This window comes from Methylophilus flavus, assembly GCF_042678905.1.
Taxonomy (GTDB): Bacteria; Pseudomonadota; Gammaproteobacteria; order Burkholderiales; family Methylophilaceae; genus Methylophilus; species Methylophilus flavus.
Window position 1 is genome coordinate 377,427 of record NZ_JBHTLN010000002.1, and the last position, 12,697, is coordinate 390,123.

The 12,697-nt window shown below is 50.9% G+C and carries 10 protein-coding genes; 4 read left to right on the forward strand and 6 right to left on the reverse strand.

The genetic code is table 11. The annotated features are described in order from the left end of the window. Window positions 1–11 precede the first annotated feature (11 nt). The 5 genes from ACFQ2T_RS11800 to ACFQ2T_RS11820 form a co-directional block, all read right to left on the reverse strand. Window positions 12–542: a DUF2271 domain-containing protein gene (locus ACFQ2T_RS11800; RefSeq protein WP_379034650.1), complete on the reverse strand. Its 531-nt coding sequence runs from the start codon at window positions 540–542 to the stop codon at window positions 12–14. A 20-nt stretch (window positions 543–562) separates the two neighbouring features. Next, entirely contained in the window at window positions 563–1,186 is a 624-nt protein-coding gene (locus ACFQ2T_RS11805) for a PepSY-associated TM helix domain-containing protein (RefSeq protein WP_379034652.1), read from the reverse strand. 200 nt (window positions 1,187–1,386) lie between these two features. Continuing rightward, on the reverse strand, window positions 1,387–2,484 hold the full coding sequence (locus tag ACFQ2T_RS11810; RefSeq protein WP_379034654.1) for an alpha-hydroxy acid oxidase: 1,098 nt from the start codon (window positions 2,482–2,484) through the stop codon (window positions 1,387–1,389). Then, entirely contained in the window at window positions 2,484–3,161 is a 678-nt protein-coding gene (locus ACFQ2T_RS11815) for a Fe2+-dependent dioxygenase (protein ID WP_379034656.1), read from the reverse strand. Before ACFQ2T_RS11815 ends, ACFQ2T_RS11810 begins: the two co-directional genes overlap by 1 nt. A 66-nt stretch (window positions 3,162–3,227) precedes the next feature. After that, on the reverse strand, window positions 3,228–5,489 hold the full coding sequence (locus ACFQ2T_RS11820; RefSeq protein ID WP_379034658.1) for a catecholate siderophore receptor Fiu: 2,262 nt from the start codon (window positions 5,487–5,489) through the stop codon (window positions 3,228–3,230). 441 nt (window positions 5,490–5,930) lie between these two features. On the opposite strand from ACFQ2T_RS11820, the gene ACFQ2T_RS11825 reads away from it, so the two are divergent. The 4 genes from ACFQ2T_RS11825 to ACFQ2T_RS11840 all read left to right on the forward strand — a co-directional run bounded on the left by ACFQ2T_RS11825 (window position 5,931) and on the right by ACFQ2T_RS11840 (window position 10,813). Then, the gene (locus ACFQ2T_RS11825) at window positions 5,931–7,358 is read left to right on the forward strand and encodes a TolC family protein (RefSeq protein WP_379034660.1); all 1,428 of its coding nucleotides are present in this window, start codon (window positions 5,931–5,933) and stop codon (window positions 7,356–7,358) included. Between the two features lie 24 nt (window positions 7,359–7,382). Further along, entirely contained in the window at window positions 7,383–8,738 is a 1,356-nt protein-coding gene (locus ACFQ2T_RS11830; protein WP_379034662.1) for an efflux RND transporter periplasmic adaptor subunit, read from the forward strand. Between the two features lie 12 nt (window positions 8,739–8,750). Beyond that, window positions 8,751–9,482 (forward strand): ABC transporter ATP-binding protein, encoded by a 732-nt coding sequence (locus ACFQ2T_RS11835; RefSeq protein ID WP_379034664.1) that lies wholly within the window; start codon window positions 8,751–8,753, stop codon window positions 9,480–9,482. Between the two features lie 107 nt (window positions 9,483–9,589). Then, window positions 9,590–10,813 (forward strand): ABC transporter permease, encoded by a 1,224-nt coding sequence (locus tag ACFQ2T_RS11840; protein WP_379034666.1) that lies wholly within the window; start codon window positions 9,590–9,592, stop codon window positions 10,811–10,813. A 35-nt stretch (window positions 10,814–10,848) separates the two neighbouring features. Here the strand turns inward: ACFQ2T_RS11840 and ACFQ2T_RS11845 are convergent, their stop codons facing one another. Next, complete coding sequence (locus tag ACFQ2T_RS11845) at window positions 10,849–12,639, reverse strand: GspE/PulE family protein (protein WP_379034668.1); 1,791 nt, start codon at window positions 12,637–12,639, stop codon at window positions 10,849–10,851. Between the last annotated feature and the right edge of the window lie 58 nt (window positions 12,640–12,697).

The window sequence follows — 12,697 nt, forward strand, 5'->3', positions numbered from 1 at the left end:
TATTCTTAGAATCAGGGTTTCAGATCGACAGTAATGTCGCCCAGCTCATGCTGCCCGGTAACTTTGGCTTGTTCAGCGTTTTTCACCGGCCAGTTGAAAGGGACACGGATAATTTCGCGGCCGCCTTTTTCGCGCGCAGCTTCCACGGCAATATTGTATTGGCCGGCCGGCAAGGTGCCCAGCGGCTCTTTGCCTTCAGTAAAGCTTAGTGATTGTTCGCCAACCGGGCGGGTCGCGCCGGATACGCCATCAATCGGCAGCGATTGCTCACGGCCGCTTTTACGCCACCATTGACGCAGATCCTTCAGCCATTTGTTGCCTTCGTCACCATTGGCAGCCTTCTTCTGGCTATACCAGGCGGCCAGGTTTTTCTGCACGCTCTGGTCCGGTTTTTCAATCCACACGGCCACGTAAGGGCGATGATATTCAGCAGTATTGATTTGAGGAATCGCCACTTTAATGTTGATTTCTCCAGCCGTTGAATGGTTGGCAAACAAGCCAGCAATCAGTGTGGGGATAAGCGCAGGAACCCATTTACGCATTGACGAACACTCCTAATAATTTAATGAATGAATAAAATAACCAGCACTAGCGGAATAACGACGCCCAGGCCAACCAGCGGCCATGTGGATGGCCGGTTTCCGGCGTGCATGCTCAACATGAACAGGCCTGTGATGGAAAATACCAGTGCAGCCACTGAAAAAATATCCAGGAACCAGCTCCAGGCAACACCTGTGTTCCGGCCTTTGTGCAGATCGTTAATATATGAAACCCAGCCGCGGTCGGTCAGCTCGTAGTTCACTTCGCCGCTCTCGCGGTCTATCACCAGCCAGGCATCCCCGCCTGGCCTGGGTAGCGATACATACACTTCTGCCTCGGACCACTCGCCGGGTTGATTGGCAAGTTCGACACCAATGGCATTGCCTACCCAGTCGGCAGTCGCCTTGGGCAAAGCGGCCTTGTCATCGGCCGGGTCGGTTTGAATTTGCTTTAACAGCGGCGCGGGCACTGTGGCTGTTCTCTTAGACACTGCCGGTAAAGACTCGATATGGTTGGCGTTGTTGAGTGTAATGCCGGTGAATGCAAACAGCAGCATGCCCACCAGGCAGGCGGCCGAGCTGATCCAGTGCCAGCGGTAAAGATGTTTAAGCCAGAATGCCCGGTTAGAATTTAGTTGTATTTGCATGTCTGGCTAGTAGATAAGATGTCATTCTCAGCGAGAATTTTTATTGAATATTCTGTCCGCTTCAGCGGAAATGAGAACTAGTCTCATTATAGCAGAGGCGGCATAAAGCTTGCCAGTCAGGAGTAGTGCTGCAATGTATCTTTTTGTATCGGATGTGCCAGCTGTGAAGATGTGAGGGTGAAGTGGCTGGAATCCGTGCTTTAAAGAGATTTGTTCGCCAATACGCCCGCATGATTATCATCCCATGTCCGGCAACCCGTCAATGCCATGGCAATTTCAAGCTCTTCACGTAATAGACGGATCAAGTGTGCCACACCCAGTGCGCCTGCCGTAGCCAGCGCATGAATATATGGCCGGCCTATCATGACCGCAGTGGCACCGAGTGCACGCGCCTTGAGAATGTCGGTTCCTCGCCGTATGCCGCCATCAATAATCACTGGTATCGCGCCATGCGTGGCTGAAATAATACCCGGCAGTGCCCACAGCGTGGCTGGTGCTGTGTCCAGTACCCGCCCGCCATGGTTGGATACAATGATCCCTGACGCCCCGGCACTGACAGCTTTTACGGCATCGTCAGGATGCATAATGCCTTTCAGCAAAATCGGCAACTGCGTCTGGCTGGTCAGCCATTCGATATCTGCCCATGCCGGCGCCAGTGTCATCAGGCCGTCAAATACCGGGCTCGCATTGTCTGCCATTACCGGAAGTGCGATTGAAGCTACATTGGATTGTGCGACGGCTGGCGGCACAGAAAATCCGGCACGCTGTTCGCGGTTGCGTGCACCGGAAACCGGCGCATCTACTGTCAGTACCAGTGCGCGATAGCCTGCTGACTCGGCACGTTTCACCAGTGCCAGGGTATCTTGCCGATTTGCCTGCCAGTAAAGCTGAAACCATAACGGGCCTTGTGCATGACTGGCGACATCCTCCAATGGGATAGATGCTTGTGTCGAAACTACGGCTAGTCCACCCATCACCCCGGCTGCCAAGGTTGTAGCCAGTTCTCCCTGGTCATGAAACAAACGTTGGGTAGCCACCGGCGCCAGGATAATAGGGTGTGTTAATTCTTCGCCAAACAGTTGGCAGCGGGTGTGGCCACCAGCCACTTCTGCCAATGCACGCGGCCACAATTTCAGGTCCGGCCAGGCGTTGATATTAGCAGTCAGTGTTAACTCATCCGCTGCACCACCTTGCAGGTATGCCCAAGCCGCATCCGGGATATGTTCGCGAGCATACCGTTGGTAGTCAGCCGCAGAAACGATATCCTGGGGGATCGCGGTTAAGGCTGGCTTCACCATTAGCGGCTCCATTGCCTTAACAGGTTATGGTAGTGGCCGGTTAGTGCAACAATCTCTTCCGAGTTGCCAACCTGGCTGCGCAGTTTGATCAATGTCATGTCCAGGTTGAACAACATGCTGCGTTGCCAAGCGTCGGGCACCAGGCTTTGTACCCATGAAAAAGCCGCAATACGCTCACCGGCAGTGACGGGTTCTACCCGGTGCAGGCTGGAAGAAGGGTAGATAATGGCATCACCGGCTGGCAGTTTCACTTCGTGGGCACCATATGTATCCTCTATGATCAGGTCACCACCTTCATAGCTCTCAGGATCAGACAAAAAGACAGTCACTGAAATGTCGGTGCGCAAGCGTTGCCCGCTATTCCTGTCGGTCTGTATGGCGTTGTCGATATGGTCACCATAATTGCCACCACCGGTATAGCGGTTGAACATGAATGGCAGAATGAACTGCGGCAATGCGGCTGAAAGAAAAAGAGGGTGGCGCTCCAATGCTGCAGCGATGGTTTTGGCGAGCGATGGATATTCTTCCGCTTCGGTAGAAAATTGCAGATTATGTTTTGCTTCAGCAGCCAATGGTCCGGCACTCGCAGCACCATCAACCCACGGTCCACTCTGTAAAGCGTTGCGCAAAGTTTCAACTTGAGAAGGATTAAATATCTCGGGAATATGCAACAGCATGATCACTCTCGCCTACAAATAAAAAAGCCCGCCAGAAACATCTGACGGGCGTTCAGTTTAATGCATTTAGAACTTAATTTCTGCAGTTGCCATTGCAGAGCGTGCCAAACCTAACTGCACGCGTGCGCCACTGTTGTTCATGGTGTTGATATATTCTTTATCGAACAAGTTATATACATTCAGACGCAAATTCAAATTTTGATTTACGGCATAAGCCAACATGGCGTCGAATACAGTATAAGAAGGTATCTCAGGCATGTTGTTAACGTTAGCTGCTGTGTTCGTCGTCACTAAACGCTTTTGTTCACCCATATAACGCGCACCACCACCAATTGTTAAACTATCAAAGGAATATTGCGTCCACAATGTGGCACTGTAATCCGGGACCCAACGTACTGCATTTGTATTCACGCCTGCGGCGGTTTGCTGGTCAAGTGCCTTAGCGTTCAGCTTGGTGAATCCGGCACTGATCTGCCAGTTTTCGGTTATTTGACCGACAGTACCCAATTCATAACCACTGACGCGTGTTTTACCCATTTGTGCCGGGTTACCCAGGTCGTCAAAAGAAGTTTGTTTGTCATTCTCGGTTCTGAAAACAGCAGCTGTTACATTCAATTGGTTATTTAGCACATTCCATTTCGTACCCAACTCGTAATTATCGGTTTTTTGCGGGTCTAACGCACCGTTGTTCTGGTTGTTAGCTGTACCTGATAGTGCAAAGTTAGCACTTGCTGGTGGTGTATATGAACTCCCGTAAGCGAGATACACACTTCCGTTAGAGGCTGGTTTATACAATACGCCGGCTTTGTAGCTGGCGAGGTTGTCGGAATCGCTCAAATTAAAGGGAGTTAAAGTCGTCACAGCAGGTACAGGATTGCCGCCTGGTAGTATTGATGCACCAATGGCTCTGGTGTCATAACGTTCAAAACGGACTCCGCCATTTACCTGCCATTGATCATTCAAGTCTACGGTATCAAATGCATACACAGCCATGGTCGAAGTGCGGCCATCCGTATTTGCACCATTTGCATATGGTTTGCCCAGTGCGTCATTTTCATTCGGGTTGTATAGATTGGCCGGCGGATTGGGAGTGGCAGTGAAAGGGACACCACTAGTGGTAGTCGCTGCAGTACCAAAACCTTTGTTCTTCTGTCTTTCGTAAATGAATTCAACACCACCGGTAAAGGAGTTCTTGAAACCGGCAATGTCGAAAATGCTATTCAGGCTGGTTTGATTGATCAATATTTCGTCATCACGGTTAATGCGTTGGCGAGATCTGGCTAATGTCCATGTGTTTGGGTTTGCAGGCGTTACGGCAGTAATCCCATTCACACCTGTAAGGATACGGTCAATGGATGATTGGCCATAACGTGTAATGTTGCGGAGAGTCGTTTTTTCAGATAAGTCATACTCGAGTTTTGCAGTGAGCATGTCTGAGTCAATACGCTCATAATCGTTTTTGCTGCCATAAAAATTTTCACGGTCAGGTTTAGCACCATTTCGGATAGCGGCATTTGTGTTAAAGAAGCCGCTTCTGCCGATAGAGGATATCCCACCATCTGGCGTATTGTCCTGACGAATGTGTTGGGTATAAAAATAGCCGCGTGCATCAGTACCCAGACCAAAGGCAATAGAAGGCGCAATCGAGAAGTTCTGGTTATCGACTTCATCACGTTTAGGCACATTTCCTTCCGTGATCAGGCCGTTGATGCGAACAGCCGTCGTTGCATCCAGTGCCTGGTTAACGTCAATGGTGACACGTTTTCTTTGCGCTGTGCCGTAGCCTACTGTTGCGTAATTAGCATTGGTCAAGGTTGGTAATTTGGTGATCAGGTTGATGTATCCGGAAGCAGCGCCACGGCCAATATCCGCACCCGCTGGCCCTTTGATCACTTCTACCTGCTCTGTATTGAATATGTCGCGTGTGACTGCACCCAGGTCACGAATGCCATCTACGAATAATTGGTTGGACGCATTAAAGCCACGCATGGAGAAAGTATCACCGGCTGATGTGTTACCGTTTTCGCCCTGTTGAACAGTGATGCCAGGTGTGTTGCGCAAAGCATCAACCAAAGTAAATACACCCTGTTCTGTCAGCAACTCTTTTTTTATGACCTGTACAGTTTGAGGTGTATCAATCAAAGGCTTGGTGAATTTGGTATTAGCTGAAGTATCAGCCTTGAACGGTGCGACTTCTTTTTTTGATTTAACAGCTACTTCAGGTAACTGGGCTGCTTCTTCTGCCGCAAAGGCAGTCATTGAAAAAGTAGCAGCTACTAAAGCTGCGATGCGCGCTGGATGATGCTTGCGGCTACGAATATGACGCATGGTTCTTTCCTCAAATAATGTTTTGCTGGCTGCAGGGGAAACCTTAGGCTGGCACGATGGGGCTTTAATACAATATTTTTGTGGAGTTGGCGCAGATACAAATCCTTACAAAACGTCTTTGCATATAGCTATGCAAGTAAGTGTTTTTGAGAGATGATTCGCGCTTAATTGCGAGCGTTGACTTATAGTGGTCAATCTAAGAAATTTAGTGTGATTAACACAGACTAACTGCTCGTTGCACCTGATATTGGTTGGCTTCACTCATGTAAGCAAGTTAGGCTTTTCAAAATGTATCAGAATGTATAAATATGTATCAAAGAGATAATGATAACGTTTCTCATTTATAATTGCAATGTTTATGTATGGCATAAACTACTTGCAGCCGGCGTGTTTACGCTGGCTGTTTTAGTTATTAATAGAATGAATTGGTTTAACTGTTAAATGAACAAGCGCCTGCTTTTAATTGCATTAGCAAGTCTGAGTATGCATCTGCATGCTGATGAGTCCATTTGGTATAGAGATGGCGATCCGCTGAAAACCCAGATTCAAACGTTGCCCAGAATTCCTGAGGGTTACCGTGGGTCGAGCTCGCCTTGTGCGCAGCTCGACCTGAATAAACCGCTCACCCTGGCTGAAGTGGCAGATGCAAGCCTGTGTAACAACCCGCAAACCAGTGAGATCTGGGCCAGTGTACGCGTACAGGCAGCGCAGCTGGGAGTTGCCAAATCTGCTTACCTGCCGACAGTGACGGATAATGTTTCCACCAACCTGAATGTGCTGCGTCCCGAGTCTGCGACGCGTAGTAATCCCTCACTCAATTTAAGCAATAGCCTGGTGGCAAGTTATCTTCTATATGACTTTGGCAATCGAAACGCCAACCTGGAAAATGCACGCCAGTTATTACTCTCCGCCAGTGCCAGTCAAAGTAGCGTGGTGCAGCAAATTTTGCTGTTTTCTACGGTGGCCTATTACCAGGTACAGGCAAATATCGCCGCATTAAATGCAGCGCGGGAGGCTGAACGTGCAGGAGAAGAAAGCTATAAAGCTGCCAGTGCGCGCTACCGGGCCGGGGTGGCAACACCGGCGGATATGTTGCAGGCACAAACAGCATTTGCGCAATTTACATTGGCACGTATTACCAACGAGGGAAATCTGCAGATCGCTTATGGTAATTTGGTGAATGTCATGGGTTTGCCTGCCCAGCAAAAGGTGCAGTTGATCACTGCCGCGAATGATGCGCCTTCGACTATCCTGGAGGATGTGAGTGCGTTGATAGAGCAGGCCGGTACGCGCAGACCGGACCTGGTGGCCAGTGAGGCGCAGGTGAAAGCGGCGCAGGCAGGTATCGATGCCAGTAAGGCCGCAGCCAAACCTACCATTTTTGTCTCGGTTTCGAATGGGTTGCAGGATGGTTCTCAACTGAATTCAAGCAATAATTCGACGCTAGGTCTGACAGTGTCTATCCCCATTTTTGCCGGGTACGCCCCTACTTACCGCATCCGCGCTGCCGAAGCAACCGCCGATTTGCGTGCCGCGCAACGTGACAGCTTACGCTTGCAAATCTCGCTGGATGTATGGAACGCCTACCAAAACCTGCGTACCGCTTTGCAATCAATTAATGCTACCAGGGTGTTACTGGAAAGTGCAGAGCAATCGTACCGGGTAGCTTTGGGACGTTACAAGGCCGGGGTGGGAAATATCATTGATACGCTGAACGCGCAAAGTGCGCTGGCGCTGGCGCGGCAGCAGAATATTCAGGCCGGGCTGAATTCGAACATTGCACGCGCAACCCTCGCGCAAGCCATGGGGGCGCTGGATAATGCGATGATTCAATCCCTGCCTAATGCCACGCTCCCGGCCAACAATTAATCAGAACTTCACCTATTCAATATTATGAAATTACTCAAAAAAATTGTTGTGTTTGTTTTATTGGCAGCGGCGGCGACTGGTGCTTATTACTATTACCAGAAAACACATCAGCCTAAACCGGAAGACTTATATCGCCTTGATGAAGTCACTCGTGGAGATATTGAACAATCCGTGTCAGCGAACGGCACATTGAACCCGGTCAGCCTGATCAGTGTCGGTACCCAGGTTTCCGGCATTGTGCGCAAATTGTATGTGGATTTTAACGACCAGGTAAAAAAAGACCAGGTATTGCTGGAGCTGGATAGTGCGCTGTTCAATGCCCAGATTGTCCAATCGCAAAACAGTGTCCGTAACAATCAGGCCAGCGTTGAGCTGGCGGTGGCGAATGAAAAGCGCATGCGTGAATTGTATGAGCAGGATTTTGTATCCAAACAGGAACTGGATACCGCAGTGCAAGTGATGAAATCTGCAAAGGCACAGCTGGAAAGCGCACGTGGCTTGTTGGCACGTGACCAGACCAATCTGAATTTCACCATTATCCGTTCACCGGTGTCCGGCGTGGTCATTAACCGTGTGGTAGATGTTGGCCAGACCGTTGCCGCCAGTTTCCAGACTCCAACCCTGATCCAGATTGCGCAGGACCTGGCCAACATGCAGATCGATACCAGCTTTGCCGAGGCGGATATCGGCAAAATAAAGGTCGGGCAAAAAGTCAGCTTTAACGTGGATGCTTTCCCAAACCGTAATTTTGAAGGCCTGGTCAAACAGGTGCGCCTGAATTCAACCAACACTTCCAATGTGGTGACATATAACGTTGTCGTTTCTGTCGATAACCAGGATTTAACCTTGTTGCCGGGGATGACGGCCTATGTAAATATTGCCGTCGAGCATGTGAAACAAACAATGCTGGTGCCGAATGCAGCGTTAAGATATAAGCCCAAACAGGATGCCGATGCCGGCAAAGACGACAAGCAAAAAGAAAACGCTGGCGACAAGAAAGATGAGGCTGCCGTTGAGAAAAACGGCCCGGGAGGCGAAAAGCGTGGTGAACGAGGTGGGCGACGCGGGGAGAATGGTGGTGGCGAAGGCCGGTGGAGCCGTGGCGGTGCTGGCCGTGGCGATGGTGGTGGCGGTGAAGGCAGAGGCGAGCGCCGTGGTAAACGCCCAGGTGGCGGCAACATGGGTAAAGTCTATGTCTTAAGGGAAGGCAAGCCGACCATGGTCAGAGTGCGCGTCGGCATCACCGATGGACGCTCAACAGAAATTCACAGCCGTGACCTGGCGGTGGGCGATAAGATCATTGTCAGCGAATTGCAGCCTGATAACCAGCAAAAGCCGGGTGGGAATAATAATAATGCCCGCGGACCGAGAATGTTCTAAGCGGGTAATCAGATGAGTCAAAAAAATGTGATTGAGGTCAGTCATCTGTATAAGGAATACCAGACGGCTGCCGGACCGTTTCCGGTGCTGAAAGATGTGAATTTGCGTATTGCCGAGGGTGATTACGTCGCCATCATGGGACCGTCCGGCTCCGGTAAATCTACCTTCATGAATATACTTGGCTGTCTGGATAAACCGACGTCAGGCAACTATGTGCTGGACGGGCATGCGGTGGCGACCATGGAGGCAAATGCAGTTGCTGGTGTACGCAATCAGACCATAGGTTTTGTTTTTCAGGGGTTTAACCTGCTGGCGCGTTCCAGCCTGCTCGATAACGTCGGCCTGCCGCTGGTGTATTCAGGCGTAGAAAAAGCCGAGCGGCAGGCCCGGGCCAAAGTGCTGCTTGAAAAGGTCGGGCTGGGCAAGCATATCCATTCGCGCCCGAACCAGATTTCTGGCGGTCAACAGCAACGGGTGGCTATTGCACGAGCGCTGGTCAATACGCCTAGCCTGATCCTCGCCGATGAACCGACCGGCAACCTGGATAGTGTGACCAGTGAAGAGATCATGGCACTGTTCGGGCAGCTGAATAAAGAGGGTATTACCATTGTGCTGGTCACACATGAAAATGATATTGCCGAACATGCCAAGCGGCAGGTACGTTTTCTGGATGGCGAAATCGTGCAGGATACGGTCACAGATTCCAGGCAAGTTGGTGAGGGCGCCAGTGAGCAATCTGAATAAATACAGTGTCATGGATTTTGCCTGGCCACAACTGATGATTGAAATGAACAATTTAAAGCTTAACTCTTATCCAGCCGGCAGCTTCAGTGTGATGCAAAGAAGGCAGCATGTTTAGCGCCATGTTAGGGGAAGCATGGCATGCCATGGGCGCTAACCGTCTGCGCACCTTTTTGACCATGCTGGGGATGGTGATAGGCGTAGGTGCGGTTGTATTGATGATGGCGATCGGGCAAGGCGCGGAAGCTTCCGTCAAACGCTCCATCAATGCCATGGGCAGTAACCTGTTTGTGGTGCTTTCAGGCCCTCCCCGCATGGGCGGAGTACGTTCTGCTACCGGCAATGCCCCTTCATTGAATGTCAAAGATGCCAATGCGCTCGCCGAACTCAGCGATGTGGCGGGTGTTGCCCCGGTCACCATGGGCAAGTCGCAAATCGTCTATGCCAGCAATAACTGGAATACCGATATTATCGGCACCACGCCCAGCTACTTTGATGTACGTTCGTGGAACATGGCTGCCGGCTATGCTTTTTCTGATTCGGATGTCCGGTCCGCAACCCGCGTGGCCCTGATAGGCCAAACGGTAGTGCAGAATATTTTTGGGGATGATATTGACCCTGTCGGCCAGACTATTCGTATCAACCAGCGCCCGTTTGTAGTGCTGGGTGTCCTGGCCAGCAAAGGGCAAACGCTGGATGGCCGTGACCAGGATGACACTATCATCGTGCCGTTGACCACTGCACAACGTAAGTTATTTGGTAACCAGCTGCCAGGCAGCGTGCGCCAGATTATTGTGCAGGCCAATTCAGACAAAGTCATGGGCATGGTCGAAGAATCCATGAACAGCCTGCTGAATCAGCGGCACAATATACGCGAAGGTGCTGACAGTGATTTCTCGGTGCGCAACCTGACCGCCATTGCTAATTCCGCTGCTGAAACCGCACGTACGATGTCGCTGCTTTTGGGCGCGATTGCCTCGGTATCATTGCTGGTGGGCGGCATCGGCATTATGAATATCATGCTGGTGTCTGTGACTGAGCGTACGCGAGAGATCGGTATACGCATGGCGATCGGTGCACGTGAACGCGACATCCTGCTGCAATTCCTGCTGGAAGCAGTGATGATTTCTATCGTAGGTTGCCTGATCGGGATTGTGATTGGAATAGGCGGAGCAGTATTAGTCAGTCTGCTTACCCAGGCGGAAGTGATTGTGTCCAGTGATTCGGTGTTGATCGCTTTCAGCGTGGCTGCAACCATTGGTATTTTCTTCGGCTTTTATCCTGCGAGAAAAGCCGCTAAATTGAACCCGATAGAAGCACTACGCTACCAGTAAGTATTTCCGGCCTTACACAAGTCGGAGCCGGGAAATTAATCCATTTCAATCGGTGGCGCGACTTTTAAAACCTCTGCAACCGTGGTCATGCCAGCGGCAACCTTTTCGGCGCCGTTCAACATTAATGGCTGCAATCCGGCCTGTGTCGCCGCTTGACGCAGTTGTAATAAATCAGTCTCTGGTGTGATCAGTTTGCGGATGGCTGGCGTGAGCGTGAGCATTTCATAAATGCCGGTGCGCCCGCGATAGCCGGTGTGACGACATTCCTGGCAACCAACCGCTTTCATGACTTTGTTTGGCTTGGCTGCTTTAAACGGGCGCGTGATGCTTGCCCATTCGGCACTGGAAATCTCGCCTTCGGTTTTGCAATGCGGACACAATGTGCGTACCAGGCGTTGCGCCATGATGCCGAGCACGCTGGAGTGGATAAGGTAGGCAGGCACGCCCAGGTCCAGCAAACGCGTGATGGCAGAAGGCGCGTCGTTAGTGTGTAAGGTTGAAAGTACCAGGTGCCCGGTCAGTGCCGCCTGAATCGCCATATCTGCGGTTTGCTGGTCGCGGATTTCGCCGACCATGATAATGTCAGGGTCCTGGCGCATCAGCGTGCGTATGCCTTCGGCAAAACCCAGTCCAATATTCTGAGTCACCTGCATCTGGTTGAATGCGGGTTCTATCATCTCGATCGGGTCTTCTACCGTGCACACATTCACTTCATCTGTGGCCAGTTGCTTGAGTGTGGTGTACAGCGTGGTTGTTTTGCCCGAGCCGGTCGGACCCGTGACCAAGATAATCCCATTTGGATGACTCGTCCATTGCGCCCATTGTTCGCCCTGGCGTTTGGAGAATCCCAGCATCTGGAAATCCTGTACCAGCACATCCGGTTTGAAAATCCGCATGACCATTTTTTCGCCAAAAGCGGTAGGCATGGTCGATAAACGTAATTCGATTTCCTTGCCGTCGGTGTCCACGGTTTTAACGCGGCCATCCTGGGGGCGGCGTTTTTCTACCATGTCCATACGGCCCAGCAGTTTAATGCGGCTGGTGATCGCGTTCATGATATTGCTGGGTAACTGGTAAACCTGGTGCAATACGCCGTCGATACGTAAACGCATCAAGCCTAGATTTCGGCGCGGTTCAAGATGAATGTCACTGGCGCGCTGTTCAAATGCATATTTAAATAACCAGTCAACGATATTCACTACATGCTGTTCATTTGCATCCAGCTGGCGGTCTTTACCCAGCTCGATCAGTTGCTCAAAATTCTGTACGCCGACAATCTGCCCGGCTTTGGCAATGTTGGCCGACTGGATGGCGGAAGACAGCTTGTAAAGTTCGGGCAGGTATCGCTGCAAATCCAGTGGGTTGACCATGACCACTTCAATCCGCAGATTGTGTATGCGCTCAAGATCAAACACCCAGTTCTGATGGAAGGGATCGGCAGTCGCAATTTTAGCGATCCCGTCCTTGACCGAAATCGGCATGATGCGCAAACGCTCGGCGTAAGCCTGAGACACCACTTGGGTGGCTGAACTAAAGTCGAGTTTCAGGGGGTCTATCTGATAGAAAGGTACTTTAGCCTTGTAAGCGACATAGCGGCTGAGGTTGTCGACAGTGAGTATTTGTGCGGGCTCACGCTGGTCTTGCCACTTTTGTTCGGCAACGACAACAATCGGGTGGGTCTTGGAGCTATCGCGCTTGCGGTCTTGATGCAGCTTTTCTGCCATCACCTTCTCGATGCGACCATCTGAGACCAGCATGCGCAGCAAATCACCCAGACGCAGACTTTCTAGGGATTTAGGTAGTGAAAATGGGGCTGGAGTATTCATGACACATCTAGGCTTAAGTATTAGCCTATTGTGCAAAAAGCATGCCACTGAAATATGG